The 17210-nt window shown below is 37.5% G+C and carries 20 protein-coding genes and 1 pseudogene; 5 read left to right on the top strand and 16 right to left on the bottom strand.

Annotation, left to right across the window (positions count from 1 at the left end; translation table 11 throughout):
* Positions 1-96 precede the first annotated feature (96 nt).
* The 6 genes from NE257_RS02340 to NE257_RS02315 all read right to left on the bottom strand — a co-directional run bounded on the left by NE257_RS02340 (position 97) and on the right by NE257_RS02315 (position 4150).
* Positions 97-1497, bottom strand: coding sequence for an MFS transporter (locus NE257_RS02340; protein WP_251885727.1), 1401 nt, complete (start codon positions 1495-1497; stop codon positions 97-99).
* 255 nt (positions 1498-1752) lie between these two features.
* Entirely contained in the window at positions 1753-2271 is a 519-nt protein-coding gene (locus NE257_RS02335) for an HdeD family acid-resistance protein (RefSeq protein WP_251885726.1), read from the bottom strand.
* A 263-nt stretch (positions 2272-2534) separates the two neighbouring features.
* Positions 2535-2717 (bottom strand): hypothetical protein, encoded by a 183-nt coding sequence (locus NE257_RS02330; protein ID WP_054115343.1) that lies wholly within the window; start codon positions 2715-2717, stop codon positions 2535-2537.
* Between the two features lie 2 nt (positions 2718-2719).
* Positions 2720-3298, bottom strand: a complete 579-nt coding sequence (locus NE257_RS02325; RefSeq protein ID WP_251851304.1) for a hypothetical protein — start codon at positions 3296-3298, stop codon at positions 2720-2722.
* On the bottom strand, positions 3285-3479 hold the full coding sequence (locus NE257_RS02320; RefSeq protein WP_251851303.1) for a hypothetical protein: 195 nt from the start codon (positions 3477-3479) through the stop codon (positions 3285-3287). The genes NE257_RS02325 and NE257_RS02320 overlap by 14 nt, the downstream gene beginning before the upstream one ends.
* A 302-nt stretch (positions 3480-3781) precedes the next feature.
* Positions 3782-4150 carry a phage replication protein gene (locus NE257_RS02315; RefSeq protein ID WP_251851302.1) on the bottom strand — a complete coding sequence of 123 codons (369 nt, stop codon included), beginning with the start codon at positions 4148-4150 and terminating at the stop codon, positions 3782-3784.
* 249 nt (positions 4151-4399) lie between these two features.
* Between NE257_RS02315 and NE257_RS02310 the strand changes: the two genes are divergently transcribed.
* Together NE257_RS02310 and NE257_RS02305 are read left to right on the top strand one after the other, a co-directional pair.
* Positions 4400-5556, top strand: a protein-coding gene (locus NE257_RS02310) for an IS3 family transposase (protein ID WP_251885725.1) whose coding sequence is annotated in 2 segments (ribosomal slippage) — positions 4400-4679 and positions 4679-5556 — 1158 coding nt in all. Because the reading frame shifts where the segments join, the coding sequence is not laid out codon by codon here.
* Between the two features lie 138 nt (positions 5557-5694).
* Positions 5695-5898, top strand: a pseudogene (locus NE257_RS02305) (tyrosine-type recombinase/integrase); the annotation flags it as partial.
* 86 nt (positions 5899-5984) lie between these two features.
* Here the strand turns inward: NE257_RS02305 and NE257_RS02300 are convergent.
* The 6 genes from NE257_RS02300 to NE257_RS02275 all read right to left on the bottom strand — a co-directional run bounded on the left by NE257_RS02300 (position 5985) and on the right by NE257_RS02275 (position 9696).
* On the bottom strand, positions 5985-6287 hold the full coding sequence (locus tag NE257_RS02300; RefSeq protein ID WP_251855379.1) for a DUF1292 domain-containing protein: 303 nt from the start codon (positions 6285-6287) through the stop codon (positions 5985-5987).
* Positions 6288-6304: 17 nt separating this feature from the next.
* Positions 6305-6742: a Holliday junction resolvase RuvX gene (gene ruvX / locus NE257_RS02295; protein ID WP_251855378.1), complete on the bottom strand. Its 438-nt coding sequence runs from the start codon at positions 6740-6742 to the stop codon at positions 6305-6307.
* A complete protein-coding gene (locus NE257_RS02290) occupies positions 6739-7008 on the bottom strand; it encodes an IreB family regulatory phosphoprotein (RefSeq protein WP_251885724.1) in 270 nt (89 codons plus the stop codon). The genes ruvX and NE257_RS02290 overlap by 4 nt, the downstream gene beginning before the upstream one ends.
* 118 nt (positions 7009-7126) lie before the next feature.
* A complete protein-coding gene (locus NE257_RS02285) occupies positions 7127-7957 on the bottom strand; it encodes a TIGR03943 family putative permease subunit (protein ID WP_251885723.1) in 831 nt (276 codons plus the stop codon).
* A 3-nt stretch (positions 7958-7960) separates the two neighbouring features.
* Positions 7961-8887, bottom strand: a complete 927-nt coding sequence (locus NE257_RS02280; protein WP_251851295.1) for a permease — start codon at positions 8885-8887, stop codon at positions 7961-7963.
* Positions 8888-9039: 152 nt separating this feature from the next.
* Complete coding sequence (locus NE257_RS02275) at positions 9040-9696, bottom strand: redox-sensing transcriptional repressor Rex (protein ID WP_251851294.1); 657 nt, start codon at positions 9694-9696, stop codon at positions 9040-9042.
* A gap of 222 nt (positions 9697-9918) precedes the next feature.
* On the opposite strand from NE257_RS02275, the gene NE257_RS02270 reads away from it, so the two are divergent.
* Together NE257_RS02270 and NE257_RS02265 are read left to right on the top strand one after the other, a co-directional pair.
* Complete coding sequence (locus NE257_RS02270; RefSeq protein WP_251885722.1) at positions 9919-11859, top strand: ABC-F family ATP-binding cassette domain-containing protein; 1941 nt, start codon at positions 9919-9921, stop codon at positions 11857-11859.
* A 62-nt stretch (positions 11860-11921) separates the two neighbouring features.
* Positions 11922-13307 (top strand): MATE family efflux transporter, encoded by a 1386-nt coding sequence (locus tag NE257_RS02265; RefSeq protein WP_007208739.1) that lies wholly within the window; start codon positions 11922-11924, stop codon positions 13305-13307.
* Positions 13308-13464: 157 nt separating this feature from the next.
* Here NE257_RS02265 and NE257_RS11730 read toward each other — a convergent pair whose 3' ends face one another.
* Positions 13465-13572: an IS3 family transposase gene (locus tag NE257_RS11730; RefSeq protein ID WP_169309448.1), complete on the bottom strand. Its 108-nt coding sequence runs from the start codon at positions 13570-13572 to the stop codon at positions 13465-13467.
* A 257-nt stretch (positions 13573-13829) separates the two neighbouring features.
* Between NE257_RS11730 and NE257_RS02260 the strand changes: the two genes are divergently transcribed.
* Positions 13830-14141, top strand: a complete 312-nt coding sequence (locus tag NE257_RS02260) for a hypothetical protein (protein WP_251851290.1) — start codon at positions 13830-13832, stop codon at positions 14139-14141.
* Between the two features lie 349 nt (positions 14142-14490).
* Here NE257_RS02260 and NE257_RS02255 read toward each other — a convergent pair whose 3' ends face one another.
* From NE257_RS02255 to NE257_RS02245, 3 genes are read right to left on the bottom strand one after another with little or no spacing between them, the layout of a single operon-like run.
* The gene (locus NE257_RS02255) at positions 14491-15564 is read right to left on the bottom strand and encodes an ABC transporter substrate-binding protein (protein WP_007208741.1); all 1074 of its coding nucleotides are present in this window, start codon (positions 15562-15564) and stop codon (positions 14491-14493) included.
* Positions 15561-16394 carry an ABC transporter permease gene (locus tag NE257_RS02250; protein WP_251885721.1) on the bottom strand — a complete coding sequence of 278 codons (834 nt, stop codon included), beginning with the start codon at positions 16392-16394 and terminating at the stop codon, positions 15561-15563. Before NE257_RS02250 ends, NE257_RS02255 begins: the two co-directional genes overlap by 4 nt.
* Positions 16391-17200, bottom strand: a complete 810-nt coding sequence (locus NE257_RS02245) for an ABC transporter permease (protein ID WP_007208743.1) — start codon at positions 17198-17200, stop codon at positions 16391-16393. Before NE257_RS02245 ends, NE257_RS02250 begins: the two co-directional genes overlap by 4 nt.
* Positions 17201-17210 lie beyond the last annotated feature (10 nt).

Raw genomic sequence — 17210 nt, 5'->3', positions numbered from 1 at the left:
TGGGTTCACTATATCCACAATAATGGATGTGCTGTTTTTTTGTCTAACCGAGCTTTTATTTAGATTTAACAGCACAGTATTAGCTATGTACCGCGTCTATTTTTTGGATTTTTTTGCCGAAAAAAGTGTCAACAAAAAGGCAATTGTACAAAGGATAGCAGAAAAACCAAATGCCAAGTGCATGCCTTGAACGAAGTAACTTGGATTGGCTGTTAGACTTGTTACGGCCTTGCCATTCATTTGAGTAATCGATACTGTTAATATCAATGTTGATAATGCGACACCTAATACCCTACCTAAATTCCTAGCCAAGGCGTTCAGTGCGCCTGCAATTCCTAAAAACTTTGTATCTACTGCATTCATTATAACTGTATTGTTTGGCGCTTGAAAAAATGAATTTCCAATCGAGGACAATACAATAGACGGAATAATAATCGTTAGAGGTGTATCTAACTGCCAAAGAAAATAACTAGCTTGTCCTAGTGTTAATAAAAATAGCCCGAGAATTGTTAGCTTTCTTTTATCATAACGATCGGCTAAATAACCCGCGATTGGCGCCAAAATAACTTGCACAATTGGAAAAACCATCATAATCAGACCAGCATCACTCGCTGTGTATCCTTTAATATCTTGCAAATAAAATGGCATAATCATCGTGTAAAAAAAGGCGGAAATAAACACTAAAAAAGCACTGAGCAAACTCTCCGAAAAAATTTTATTCGAAAAGAGTGACAACTGTAGCAAAGGTTTCTCTATTCGTTTTTCCCAATGTAGGAAAAAATAACAGCTACCTAAAAACAACCCAGTCAAAATAATGACAGGCCATTGGAAAATATTGCCACTTTGGATAAATTGAATGCTTGCATACATAGACAAAATCGTTAGTGCAAGTAAAATAAAACCAAGGTAGTCGATTGTTCCTTTGTCCACTCTTTTTCGGACGGGTAAAACTCGATAGCCCAACAAAATACTGAATATACCAATTGGTACATTTACTAGAAAAATCAGGTTCCATGAAAACTGAGCCAACAATAACCCACCTAAACCAGGACCAGTAATCGCACCCAGCGAAACAAAAGCTCCCACCATTCCAAGTGCACGCCCCCGCTGATTCGGAGCAAACGTCTCAGTGATGATGCCATTATTGTTACTCATGGTCATACCTGATCCTGCCGCTTGGATAATCCGGGAAACAACAAGCATTGGTAAACTATTGCTAAATCCACATAAAGCCGAACCAATAATAAAAATAATGCCACCGATTTTAAAAATTTTTGCCTTTCCAAAGGTGTCACCTAGCTTACCATAAAGTAACAAGCTACAACAAATGACTAATAAATAGCTAGAAACAATCCATTCACTATGAGTCAACGTAATTTCTAACTCTTTACTAATTGTCGGTAATGCAATATTTACGATACTTGAGTCCAACACGGACATAAATGTAAACAAACAGACCGTCACTAAAATCCATAACTGTTTTTTTGTGTTTTCCAAAAATCATTCTCCTCCTATTGCTTCTCAAAATGAAAAAGCTAAATCCAAGTATACTTGAAGTTAGCTTTTTTCATTTTTTTTTATTCTTCTTCAGTCATGAATGACGTTTGAATTTCAACGAATTACAAAGCCTATTATAATAACAATAATTTAATGATTATCAGTAACTTTACATCATACAAACTCATATTTAATCAATGATATGTGGGTCACTGTGTGGGTCAATAAATCTCATTGCGCTTGGGGAGCATTTTTTTAAAATGCAAATGCGATTAAAGAAATACCAATCATCATTAAATAAAAACCTACTAAAAAGGCTAAAGTAAATGCTGAAACGATAGGATTAAAGAATAGCATAACTCCCAAAATAATTCCGATAATATTTAAAATGACTACAAACCAGTAATAACCTTTACTAGCACTTTTGAAAATATCTGCTTCTGCCAAATTGGTAACAGAATCTACAATAAACCAAATTGCAAAAGTAAATGGTAACGTTAGCAATCCAATTTCTACGTTAAAGAACAAGAAAATACCAATGATTAAATCAAGAATACCTAGCACGATTAATAAAGTTGATTTTTGATTTGTAAATTCATGTAATTTACGTCTGAAAAACAGTTCAAAAACCCCTTTAATAATAGCAAGTATTGCGAATAAATAAACGATTGCTACCAAACTACCTGTTACATCTTGAAACGCAATTAAAGAAACCAATACAAACAATACTCCCATTAAAAAATAAGGCCAATTAAAACTACTTCTTTTTTCCATTTTAAATCATCCTTTCTATGTTTGAAATAATTATACCGCTTATTAAAAAATAATGAAAATAATAACATAAAAAAAGCCGCTCTCTATTAAAAGAAAGCGACTTTATTTGTATTTAAAATGCTAGATTGATTTCTGAATCTTGCCCCATTGCTTGAGAAATATCGTCTACTAATGCCGAAAATTGTTGATACTTAGACGAATGTTGAACGTAGCCGATTGTTTAGCATCTTCCAAATTGTATTGGTAGGTCATTTAATCCCTCCTCATTTTACAATTCTGTTGGCTCTAGCTAATTCAGAAACAGATACTTTTTTCTCAGTTTTTTGTTGCGGTTCTTCTTTGTATTTCTCGGCGATCTTGTCAAAACTATTTACAATTTTTTTAGAAAAATCATCTCCACTTTCTAAAATTGCTTTTCTCAGTCCGTTATACATTTCTTCATACATAGTTAAATCGCTCCCTCATTTTCTAATTGTTTTCTGGCTTCATTAAACGTTACACTACTTAAATTTCTAAAAAGTGAGTAAGGCTTTTGATATAATTCATTTCTGAAATTTTTGTCTAGTTCGTACAAATCAACTAGGCGGCTATATTCTGAACTTTCACTTGTAAGCTCAATGCTTTTTAAACCTTCTTGACGTTCTGCTTCTCGTACTTTTGCTCTTAAATTTTCAGTGTTTAAAATCAATTCTTTAACTTCTTCTAAACGCTCATTAAAAATAGTTTGCATATCGTGTTTTAGCACTTCTAATGCCTTCTGCTGCAAACCTTGAGTAGAAAGGGATTGTAAGCCTTGTAGCTTCTGCTTACTCATGTTGATTGATTTCTTAGCTTTCTCTTGTAAGTCATAATTTTTTTCAAGTTGTGGATCATCAAAATTTTTAGCTAAGGTTTTTTGATACTCGGCTTTTAAATCAGATAGTTCCTTACTTTTTTCATCAATCGTAGTTTCTAGTTCATTTTTACGTGCATTAAGCTGCGCTTTTTCCTCATAAAATTCTGGTAACATTAATTTAATTGTTGTCATATCCATTCTCCTTTTCTAATATATCGTCAATAATAATAACCGTATCACTCGGCAAGCTATTAAGATCGAATTCTTGTGCTTCTCGATCAGTAATAAATACCGATTTCTGTTTTTGTTGTTCACGTTTTCTTTTTAACTGATCTAACTTCTTTCTTTTTGTTCGTATTGTATAAAGGTTCATGACCTGTACTCCTCATACATTTTTTCAATAGTTTGACTAGAAATATTTTTGTTTTGATTGTATTCTGTCAACGCTCGCCTTTTCATTGGTTCGCTTACTCGTTCTGGGCTAACTATATATAAAACAGATTCGTCAAACTCCATGATTCTTTTCACACCGTATAAATACAACTCAACTCCAAGCATTACTTCAAACTCAAGAGTATTTTAGCTGCATACGATTTTTGATTTTTTGTATATCTGTTTTTAGTTTCAGTTTGTTCACTTCCTTTTTTAGGCGGTCGAAAATTCGGCTAACCCGTTTTATGTATCTTCTAACTGCTCTTTGATTTTCTCCACTTCCTCGGCTAAATCGTCCAGTTCAAACGCTCTATATGCCACATCTAACACATTCTTAGCACTAGATACTCTTGACGCTGCCGGCGCTTCCGTATTGTTCATGACTTCTTTTAATACGTCAACGGCTTCAACTGTTGCTTGTTGTAATTGTGTTGTGACTTGCTGCATAGCGTCACGCCTTAAACCACGATACTTTTCTAGAAATACTGGGTCTTTCAAATATTTGTACCCTCTGGCGCGTGTGATATTTGATTTCTTGCACGCTTCATCAACCGTCAACGAACCTAGCAAGGCATTTAAGAAACGCTCTTGTCTGATATTTAACTCTGTCATTGAGTAACCTCCTTTCTACTTCCCTTGATACACACAATCAAAATCATAATCATGTTTTCTTTCTTTTACTGGTTCTTTTTCCATACCTAACCTGTATATAAAATCTTTCGCCAATTTATCATCTTTATGAAACACTTTCGCTTGTCTGCCGTCTTGGGTAAAAATATAGTCTGTGGATAAGCTACAATAAACTAGACAGAAAAGATAAGGTGTGCAAACTATAAGAAAACACACTGGAGGAATCATTTTATGTCGCAAAGAAGAGAACGCAGAACCTATACGCAAGAATTTAAACAACAAATGGTCGATTTACTAAACTCTGGAAAACCAAGGGCCGACATCATCAGAGAATATGAACTAACACCATCGTCTTTTGACAAATGGGTCCGTCAGGCAAAAAAGACAGGTTCATTCAAAGAAGCCGATAATCTGACCTCAACGGAAAAAGAGCTTATAGCCTTACGCAAACAAAACCAACAACTTGAGATGGAGAATGATAGTTTAAAGCAAGCAGCGCTGATATTCGGACGAAAAGACAAGTGATTGATGCAAACAAGCATACATATTCCATATCAGCGATGTGTAAATTATTAACTATTTCCCGTCAAACCTATTACTACAAAACAAAGGAAAAGCCGAGTGAAGCTGCGCTTGAAGCCGCCGTAACAGAAGAATTCAATCGCAGCCGCAAGAACTATGGTACGCGGAAAATCAAAGCTGCTCTGGCAAAACGTGATATCCTAGTTAGTCGTCGCAAAATCAGTCAAATCATGAACAGACGAGGCTTGAAATCAAATTATACAAAGGCAAATTATCGAAAGCATACATCGAATGTAAATCACTCCGATATTGAAAATACCTTGGATCGTGCCTTCACTGAACGTGAACCTTTGGAAGCAATCATCACGGATCTGACCTATGTAAGAGTTGGCACAACGTGGTGCTATGTTTGTTTCATTATTGATTTATTCAATCATGAGATCATTGGTCATTCCTGTGGTCCGAACAAAGATGCACCGTTGGTCAAACGTGCTTTCCAAACTATCTCCCATCCTTTGACTGAAGTAAAAATCTTCCATACAGATCGTGGGAAAGAATTTGATAATAAACTAATTGATACGATCTTAGAGACATTTGACATCGAACGATCACTGAGCAAGAAAGGCTGTCCTTATGACAATGTAGTGGCAGATTCAACCTATAAATCATTTAAAGTAGAATTTGTTTATCCGAATACATTTGACACATTGAGTCAACTCAAACTGCAATTATTTGATTACGTCAATTGGTGGAATTATCTTCGGTTACATGGTTCTTTGGGATATGAGACACCAATCGGCATTCGAAATCTGAGATTGGCGGAGCGAATCCTTGATAATGAGCATGGATGTGGTAGCGTTGCGTAGTGGCCGATACATTTAATCGTTGCTTCGCCACGGTTATTCCACGTCTATGGTGGCTCGTTGTCAAGGACAATCGGATTAGATAACAAGTACCTGTTTTTTACACTTTATAATTTTTGTCAAAAAAAGGGTTGCCATTTCAAAGCTAATGTACCATTCTTAGGAGTGCATTCCACAAGACACACTCACGCTTCTCTTTTACTGGATAGCGGCGCAACAATGAAAGAAGTTCAAGAACGTTTACGGCATACAAAAATTTCTCAAACGCTAGATGTTTACGGTCACTTAGCTAAAGAAACCAAAGAAAAAACGGTTGAGAAACTGGTAAAACACTTAGATTTATAATCAGTGTGGGTCAATATGTGGGTCAGAAAACAAATAAAAAAAGGAGAAACCCTTTTATATCAAGGTTTCTCCTGCTTATTTTTTTCTTATTCTTCTTCAGTCATGAACGTATTGAAGACCTCTTCAATCATATCCCATTCTTGATCCGTTTCGATTTGTTGCAAGTCACCTTCCATACCGTCTTCTTTTTCAACGTAGGCATAGGCTAATAATTCTACATCCTCTTCTTCCGGCACACCTGCTGGATAAAGTAGGACGTAATTCCGACCAAATTCTTCTTGTCCATCAATCGTTAACAAGATTTCGTATAATGTTTCGTTGCCCTCGTCGTCAACTAGTGTAATGTGCTCATGTCCTTCGTGGTCATGATCATGTGTATGTTCTGTCATTTCGTTTCCCTCGTTTCTTATAATTCAAAGATTTTTTTGCCGCTACCATCCAGAAAATTTTGAAGTATCATCACTGCAGCTAGTTTATCGATGACTTTCTTTCGTTTTGCTCTGGATGCATTCGCTTGTTCAATTAGCATCCGCTCAGCTTGCACTGTCGTCAAACGCTCATCTTGATACGAAACAGGCAGACCAAATAGTTGTTCCAACTTTTCACCATAAGACATGGATGCTTCTGCTCTAGGGCCAATGGTATTATTCATATTTTTTGGTAAACCTACAACAAAATGACCAATCTCATATTGATCAGCTAGTTCCTTCACGCGATCAAATCCATAATCACCTTCGTCTTCATTGATTTTGATGATTTCGATTCCTTGCGCTGTCCACCCCATCGGATCGCTGACTGCAATCCCAACAGTACGTGAACCCACATCTAATCCCATAATCCTCATGATAAATCGACTCCATGATTCTTTAAATAATCTCGAATGAGAACTTCTAATAACTCATCTCGTTCATATCTGCGAATCAAATTACGAGCATCTTGATAACGAGGAATGTAGGCAGGGTCGCCAGAGAGCAAATACCCTACGATTTGATTAATCGGATTGTATCCTTTTTCCTCTAACGCACGATAGACAACTGCTAATGTCTCACTCACTTCTCTTTTTCGATTATCGTCAAAATCAAAGCGAACTGTTTTATCTGTAAACCCCATGGTACAACACCTCTTTCATAAAAAAATCCGTTTCTTACTTACCTATTGTACTAAACATTTTTGCAAACTACAATTATATCTGGTTCAAACTAATAGAAAAATAATATTTTACTTGATTCTAGAACGAACGATAGACATATTCATTCTTTGGCGTCGCAATCTTGGTTATTTTTGATACATTTACAGTCGGCAAGTCGCGTTGCAAGTGTTCATAATAATCCAATTCAATCGTCCCTTCGACTTGAATCCATTCGTTGTCTTTAACCGTCGTTCCTTGTGGTAATATAATCCGCAGACCAAATACCCCAGAGTCTGCTACACAATGAATAATCCCAAAGCGAAACAGAAACGTACCTTGATTCTTTGGGGCATTAAAGATAAATCCTTCGTAATGGATCTTGCGCCCAGTAAATTCACTCGGGTAGTTATAAATGAGCTCCATCACTTCTAGATAATTCTCATCCGTGACCGCTACTGTACCGGTCGATCCATATTTTTCTTTTAATTTGTCCATTTGTTTTTGATAATCTTCTTTGTTGTAGTAAATACTTGTATTTGGTTGCAAATATTGTGTATTCATTTCGGGATCACCGACTGATTCTTTGCTTATCGGAAACTGAAAACCTTTTGCTTGAACGATGGTTGTATCCAAACTGACGGTAGGAAATAAAAAGCCCACCATTAACGGAATGCTGAGTAAACAATAGGCACCTATTTTTTGTTTTCGACTCATCGCATGCGTATGATCGTGAAGATGCGGATGGCGATGCTCTTTGGGATCATTGGTTACCCAAACATACAATTGAACCAATGCGAGGATAAAGGAAAGCACCATAGAAAGGATTGCTAAATACTGGTAATGGGTATTAATGAATTGATCTAATTTGCCAGTTAATTGCAAATACATCATTAGCTGACTATACCCTAACAAAATAAAAAACCGAATCATTGTCTACACCACCCATGCAAAAATCGTAACCAAACTTGCGATCACTAACACCAACTGAACGATAAATTTGCCAGCAAAATATCGTTTCATCATCAACAAATTTTTAATATCTACCATTGGACCAAAAACCAAAAATGCAACAACTGGTGCCACACCAAACAAACTCAACAAACTCGCGCCAATAAAAGCATCTGCTTCTGAACACAACGACATCAGAACAGCTAATACTAACATTACACCAATTGCTAATAATTTAGTGGAGCCTAATGTAAGCATAACACTTGTCGGTAGGTACACCTGCAATGACGATGCGATTAACGCTCCAATTATCAAATAGCGACCTGTATCGAAAAATTCATCTAAGCTATGCTCTAGAAATTGAATGATTTTTTTACCCACACTTGTGTTCTTTTCGTTAGGCAGCGCGCAATCCTCATGGTGATGCCTATACTTTTCTCTTTGCTCGTTGTGATGCGGTTCTTCTTTTAAGGGTGTCCCCTTATATAGATACGCTAACCAAAGCCCCACGACTAACGAGACAAAAATACTGCCGCCAACTCGTAAAAACACAAAGCGCCACGAATCACTGAATGCAATAAAGGTCGAAAAGACAACAATTGGATTGATGATTGGTGCCGTCAACATAAATGGAAAAGCGGTATATATGGGGACATCTTTTTTGACGAACTGATTGACAATCGGCACGATGCCACACTCACAAGATGGGAAAAAGACACCCATAAAAGAGCCTAATAAAATCGCTAAAAAGCGATTTTTTGGTACATATTTTTTGACCACTTCGGGACTTAAAAATTCGTGGAGTAGGCCTGAAATCAGGCAACCTACTAAAACAAACGGCAATGCCTCGATGACCACAGACAAAAAAATCATACTCATTTGCGACAATGAGTTTGGGATTGATTGAAACATAAAACGGCTCCTTCATAAAAAATATCTCATAGGAATCTTACGTCTCACTAGAAAAAGAAACTAGTTATTTTATCAAAACTTTGGAAATAGTTAAGGTTTAAAAAACTGAACCTAAAGCGCTACAATACAACACTTTAGGCTCAGTCTATTCATTAGTCTTCAGTTGTTTCATCAAAGGAAGGTTGGTTTGAATGTAGAAAATAAATCAATGTTTGTAATTCATTGGTTAAGTCTACATTTTGGATTAGCACGCCTTCTGGAGCTGTGATACGCGCTGGCGTAAAGTTCAAAATCCCCTTAATCCCTGCATCCACTAGAGTATTCACGACATCTTGAGATTTTTGCGCAGGAACAGTCAAAATCGCAATATCAATTTGTTGGATTTCGATTTGCTCTTTCATGTCACTCATGGGGTAAACCGGTATACCATCGACAATTCTACCAACAATATCATCATTCACATCAAACGCAGCACTCACACGGATACTATTGCTTTGATGAAATTTGTATTTCAATAAGGCACTTCCCAAATTCCCAACCCCTACTAAGGCAACGTTGGTCATTTGATCGTCATTTAATGTTTTCGCAAAAAACTGCATCAAGTCTTGGACATCATAACCATAGCCGCGCTTTCCTAACTCACCAAAGTAAGAAAAATCCCGACGAATCGTTGCGCTGTCAACTTGCACTGCTTCACTTAATTCAGTAGAAGATACTTTTTTCTTTCCTGCATTATTCAATATCCGTAAGTAACGGTAATACAAAGGCAAGCGTTTCGCTGTCGCCTTTGGAATTTGATTGTCTTTCAATTAAAACCCTCCATTTGTGAAAACTTCACTAGTACAAAATCCATCATACAAAATTCATCTTAAAAAGGCAATTTGATTGCTCAGAATCTTGCGACTTTCTATAGAATGTTCGTCTCTCAAGTCGCGCTAGTTCAGAAAATATGATAGACTAGTTTTGCGACAAATCCCTTTATTGTAGGGAAGGCTATCTGATTAGACAATATTAATTAAAGTGGGGATCATATGATTTTATTACAAGTAGCGCAAATTGCTCGTCTCTTTGGCGCAGATGTATTGTTTCAAAATATACAAATGGAAATTGACAGCCACGCGCGGATAGGCTTAGTAGGCAGAAATGGCGCGGGAAAATCGACCTTGCTGAAAATCATCGCTGGTCTTGAAGAACCTGATCGAGGAACAATTTCAAAAAACAAACAAGCCACCCTTAGCTATTTGGCGCAAGATACTGGCTTGATTTCTGATAAGACGGTCTGGGAAGAGATGCTAGACGCCTTCTCTTCTGTTCGTAAAATGGAAGCTCGCATGCGCGAAGTCGAACTAGCCATTAGTCAAATATCACCCAGCGACTCGAACTACGCTCGGCTATTAAAAGAATACGATCAGCTACAACATGAATTTGCTGAAAAAAATGGGTATGGCTACGAAAATGAGATTCGGTCCGTCCTCCATGGCTTTCAATTTGATGCATCCTTTTATGACAAAGCCATTGCAACGTTGTCCGGTGGTCAAAAAACTAGATTAGCTTTAGCAAAATTACTCCTACAAAAACCAGATATCTTGATTCTTGATGAACCGACCAATCACTTAGACATCCCGACCTTGTCTTGGCTAGAGTCGTATCTGCAAGGATATAGTGGCGCCCTTTTGATTGTCTCGCATGACCGCTATTTTCTAGATAAAGTGGTCAATGAAGTCTATGAAATAAGTCGTCACAAAATGCGTCACTATAAGGGAAATTATAGCCGCTATTTAACGATGAAAGCCGAACAACTGACTAGCGAGATGAAGGCATATGAAAAGCAACAAGACCAAATAGCCAAACTTGAAGATTTCGTCGCACGTAATCTCGTACGTGCCTCTACTACTAAACGGGCCCAAAGCCGTCGCAAACAATTAGAAAAAATGGATCGCCTAGACCGTCCTCAAGGCGATGAAAAATCTGCTCATTTTTTATTTGCTATCGAAAAGCCCTCTGGTAATATCGTCTTACAAGTCGAAGATGGCGCCATTGGCTATGATGCCCAGCATGTATTGGCGGAGCCCATTCAACTTGATATCTGTAAAACGGAAGCTGTCGCACTAGTCGGACCAAACGGAATTGGGAAATCAACTCTTCTGAAATCCATTATCCATCAGTTGCCGTTCATCAGAGGAAAAGAACAACTAGGGACCAATGTAACGATTGGCTACTATGATCAAGGACAAGCAGACTTGCATTCTAATAAGACTATCTTGCAAGAACTATGGGACGAACATCCAACCACACCAGAAGTAGAAATTCGTAATGTCTTAGGCGGATTCTTATTTTCTGGTCAAGATGTAGAAAAAACAATTCCTCTACTAAGTGGTGGTGAGAAAGCTCGGGTCGCCTTGGCAAAGCTAGCGATGAACCAAGAGAATTTTTTAATTTTGGATGAACCGACCAATCACCTAGATATCGATAACAAAGAAGTCCTCGAAAATGCCTTGATTGATTATGAGGGTACACTATTATTTGTTTCCCATGACCGATACTTCATTAATCGGGTCGCGACCAAAGTCGTGGAGCTTTCTGAAAATGGGACCAGAGTGTATCTAGGAGACTATGATTACTACTTAGAAAAGAAACAAGAAGAACGAGAATTGCAGGCTTTGTTGCAAGACGAGCAAGAAGAAGAAGAGGTCAATCCTTCAGCAGGCAAGCAGTCGTTTCAATTGTCAAAAGAGCAGCAAAAACAACTTCGCCAAGCGCGCCGCAAAGTAGAGCAAATTGAAAACCAATTAGCAAAATTAGAGGATGACATCGCCAATTACCAGACTCAAATGGCCGATCCAGACATCCTCGATGATCATGTGCAGCTCCAAAAGCTAAATCAGCAATTAGAAGAAGCCCAAGAAGCACAAATGACCCTACTAGAGGAATGGGAACAAGAGAGTCTGATATTAGAATCATTAGAAGAATAATCAAAACAATAGACTTGATAACAACTTGTTGACTGGTCTATTCTCTTGAGAACGGAGTAATTATGAAGCGATTCATTGGAACCAAACAGTTTTACCGCACCTTATTAACCATCGCCATTCCCGTGATGATTCAAAATGCCATCACGAACTTTGTCGGTTTATTAGATAATTTGATGGTCGGACAATTAGGAACAGCTGAAATGTCGGGCGTAGCCATCGTCAATCAGCTCATTTTCGTCTTTAATTTAAGTATTTTTGGCATAGTCTCTGCCGGTAGTATCTTCGGTACACAATTTTATGGCAAGCGTGATTATCACGGAATGCGCGATGCCTTTCGCTTTAAAGTAATCGGCAATGCCATAATTTGCCTCATTGCTATGCTAGGCCTGTATACGTTTCGAGACTTTTTTATTTCTTTATACTTACACGGTAGCCCACGTTCACAGGAACTAGCCGTGGCACTAAAATCAGCCGAAGAATTTTTATTGATTCTCCTATTTAGCTTGCCATTTTTTGCCTGTTCACAAGCCTATGCTAGCTCCTTACGTGAGATGGGCAAGACGACAGTACCGATGTTTGCCAGTAGCATCGCTGTTGTAACCAATACCTTATTGAACTTTTTATTGATTTTCGGCTTGATGGGCTTTCCACGATTGGGTGTAGTAGGAGCGGGTATTTCCACATTAATTGCACGAATCATTGAATGTGCCATCACTGTCTTTTGGGTACACAAGCATGCAGCAACGACTCCTTTTGTTCTCCATGCCTATCGTGAGTTTCACATTCCAAAGCAATTAATCAAAAATATTTTAAAAAAAGGATCGCCTCTGATGGCCAATGAAATTCTTTGGGCAATCGGACAAACACTTATCATGCAAGCTTACTCTGTGCGTGGTCTTTCCGTCATCGCATCCTTAAATATTTCATCAACTGTTTCAAATTTATTTAATATTGTTTATGTTGCATTAGGCAGCGCAGTGGCTGTAATGGTCGGGCAATTACTTGGAGCCAATCAAGCTGAGCAAGCCAAAGATACTGCTCGCAAGCTACTATTCTTTTCAGTTGTGAGCTGCCTAGTTATCGGCTTACTGATGTTTGTTATTGCCCCCTTCTTTCCAGAAATTTATCATACGGACCAGACCGTCAAGCGCTTAGCTAGCCAATTTATCGCCATCGCCGCACTGTGCATGCCGATGTACGCATTTAATCATGCAAGTTACTTTATACTTCGCTCTGGCGGCCAAACTTTTTTGACCTTTTTATTCGATAGTGTCTTTACTTGCTTCATCGTGCTCCCACTAGCCGTCCTTTTAAGTACTCATACTGCACTGTCCATTGTCCTAGTCTATCTCTTCTGCCAACTGGTAGAACTACTAAAAAGTGGCATTGGCTATCAGTTAATAAAATCAGGCAAGTGGATTCAAACAATTGTCCATGAAAATAATTAACGTATGACTAACAATGCATTCTTATAAAAAACTAGCACACTTCATGAAAATGAACCGCTCCGGGCAAGTGGTTAGGAAAAAATTGTTAGAATTTCACTCGAACTGGCCTTGCGAGGAGAGAAAGTCCCTCTCTCCTCTTACAGGTTAATAAAAAGACTTAAGCGACAGCCTTGCTTCTGATTTCCATCGGAGTGAGTCCGTCGTGTTTTATTGTGATTCGTGTGTGATTGTAGAAGTGAATATAGTCTTCCACGGCTGTGACCAAAGCTTCTCTAGTCAGTTATTCAGGTAGTAACGCTCTATTTTTAAAGTGCCCCAGAAGCTTTCGATTGGCTGGTTATCTAGACATTTCGAAACTCGTGACATACTTGCGGTAAATTTGTACGTATCTCTCAATACTTTGTAGGGCAAAATTTTATTGCATTACTTAAATGAAAGTATTTGCATTTTATAAAAAAAGAATAAAACGAAGAAAAGTGAACGCGATCACAAGTAATGCAAGGACTTTGCTGGAAAAAAACTATGTTAGATTTCATAAAAAAATCTCAATATGTAACTCCTATTTTTTCGACTCAAAGCTTTGGAACGTTTAATAAACAAGTAATGAGAAAATCTCATAGTATAATAAGTGGAAAAAACGCACAAGAAATTGGCAAGGTAAAAAAAATTCGAATAAATTCGGTATTTTTAGGACAAAGTATACAAGAATTAGAAAAAATTATAGACTTTTGCTATGAAAATAATGTTGAAAAATATTCTTTAGCATATAAATACGATACCAATGCTGATTGGAATACTTTATTAATATTTAGTGCAACAATGGAGGGAATTTAGGTATGACATTTGTCAATTGATGCAATCTAATTCAGTAACAACAATATCCTCTTCACGAATATACTTCAGCGTATCTTGAAATTGTAGACGTTCCATGGACTTCAGCACTTATTTAGCAGTAAAAACCTTAAAAATACCCTCTGATGCTTTCAGCTGTCTATCTATATTTGTATCTTTACTGATAACAATTGCACAACTTAGTTGGCATTCGATGAACACTAATATAATACTACATACCAAAAGCGGCTAAAGAGCCGCTTTTGGTATGTTATTGGAAAACTTAAGATAAAAAGGATGCTTTTTTCTTACTAGGTAGTTGATAAATTCGCACTCTTCCTGAGTTTTATAGCTATTTTCTGTACATCTTCAATTCTAAAAATAAATCATTGTAAATACCTAGATATTTTGAACCTAGGTCACGATAGACTTCCATTTTAGCCATCATTTCTTTGGTAGGATAGAATTGCTTATCTTCAACAACTTCTTTGGGCATTAATTTCATAGCCGCTTCATTTGGTGTTGAATAGCCAATGTACTCTGCATTTTGTGCCGCATTTTTTGGCTCTAACATGAAATTAATAAACGCATAAGCGCCCTCTTGATTTTTGGATGTTTTTGGAATCACAATATTGTCTGACCAAAGATTGGTGCCTTCTTTTGGAATCACGTAATGAAGATGACTATTTTCATACATCATATCCGCTGCTTCACCAGAAAATGTGACCGCGACTGCACTCTCTTCATTTTCCATATACATTTTGATTTCATCTGCCACAATGGCTTTCACGTTTGGAGTGAGTGTTCGAAGTTTGGCGACTGCTTGATTTAATTGGTCCATATTTTTACTATTGACCGAATAACCTAAACTATTAAGCCCCAACCCAATAATTTCGCGTGCACCATCAATTAACATGATATTGTCTTTTAATTCTGGACGCCACAAGTCATTCCATGAAGTCATATCTTCGGCATTCACAAATTTGTCATTGTAGACAATACCTAGAGTTCCCCAAAAATAGGGAATCGAGTATTGATTACCTGGATCAAAATCTAAATTTAAGAAGGAATCACCAATATTCGATAACCCTTTGATTTTACTATGGTCTAGGGGAATCAACAAGTTAGCTTTGATCATTTTTTGAATCATGTATTCACTCGGAATGGCTATATCATACGCCGTTCCGCCTTGTTGAATCTTTGTATACATGGCTTCATTGGAATCAAATGTTTCATAGTTTACTTTATAACCTGATTCTTTTTCAAACTTTTTAATTAAAGCTGGATCAATATAGTCGCCCCAGTTGTAAATATTGACGACTTTCGCACCCGCCATACCTGTCGACTTTTCTAATTGGTGTGCACCAAACATCAGGACAAGGATGACGCATACAATTCCGATAATAAGTGAAGTAATTTTTTTCATCGTAAAGGAGCCACCTCCACATCACGTTTGCGTGAGCGTTTGGACGTGTCATCTTTACTAATGAAGTAATAGCCGACAACAAGAACCATCGAAAATAAGAAGACTAACGTGCTTAATGCATTGATTTCCAAACTGATTCCTTGGCGGGCCCGTGAATAGATTTCGACTGAGAGTGTTGAGAAGCCATTACCGGTAACAAAAAATGTCACAGCAAAGTCATCTAATGAATACGTAAAAGCCATAAAATAGCCGGCGATAATACCCGGTGACAAAAATGGCAAAACAATATTTTTAATGACTTGTAAATTATTCGCTCCTAAATCTCTTGCCGCATCAATCATCGAGTCATTCATTTCTTGTAGTTTTGGCATCACCATTAATACCACGATTGGAATACTAAAAGCGATATGCGAAAGCAAGACGCTAAAGAACCCAAGACTAAAACCACGAATCACCGCGCCTACCATCGTAAAGAAAATCAAGAAACTCGCACCGATAATAACATCTGGTGAGACTAATAAGATATTGTTTAGCCCTAAAAGAAGTGCTCGACTTTTTCGCTTGGGCGTATAGTAAATGGCCATCGCCCCGAACGTGCCAATCAAAGTGGCCAATAAAGAAGAAAGAAATGCCAACATAAATGTATCCAAGACAATAATCAATAAGCGCGTATCCTCAAAGACAGACAAATAATTGTCCCAGGTAAAGCCTGTAAAGCGATTCATTGTTCCACCATCATTAAAAGAATAAAAAATCAAATAAAAGATAGGTGCATACAATAATACAAAGACGAGCACGAGATACACATACGACCATTTTATTTTTTTCATTTTCTTACTCCTCCTTTGCGAGATTCACCCGTAAAGAACATTACGATAAACATCGCAATGATTAGCACCACGCCAATGGTTGAACCCATGCCCCAGTTTTGAGTGACTAAGAAATGTTGCTCAATCGCAGTACCTAGTGTAATCACGCGATTTCCACCAATCAAACGAGTCAGCATAAATAGTGAAAGCGAAGGAATAAACACCGCTTGCACACCGCTTTTCACACCGTTCAATGACAGTGGAAAAACAACGCGTCGAAATGTTTCAAATGAATTGGCACCCAAATCACGACTGGCGCTAATCAATGAAGGATTTAACTCCTCCAATGCATTAAAGATTGGCATGATCATAAACGGCAACTCGATATACGTAGCAACGACTAAAAAACTAAAATCGGTAAACAATATTTGCTTTGGCCCAATGCCAAAGATGCTTAAGAAATTATTGACGCTGCCATGAATGCCAAAAATACCGATAAAGGCATAGGCTTTTAACAACAGATTGACCCAGGTTGGTAAAATAATTAGCAATAGCCACAAATTTTTATGCTTTAGCTTCGATAAAAAATAGGCAGTTGGGTAGCTAATAGCCAGTGTAATCATCGTAATCAAAAACGCATACCAGACAGAATTAACTGTCATGGTCAGGTATTTTCCTGAAGCAAAATACGTGGCATAGTTGGTCAAGGATACTTGACCGGCCATATTAAAGAATGACTGATAGACAATCAACAAGACTGGGGCAATCACAAACAAAAGTAACCAAACAAAATACGGGACGGCATACACGCGACGAATTTTTTTCATTTCTTTCCCC

The organism is Enterococcus italicus (genome assembly GCF_023743875.1).
GTDB classification, from domain to species: Bacteria; Bacillota; Bacilli; order Lactobacillales; family Enterococcaceae; genus Enterococcus_G; species Enterococcus_G italicus.
This window is presented reverse-complemented; position numbering and strand designations above follow the sequence as displayed.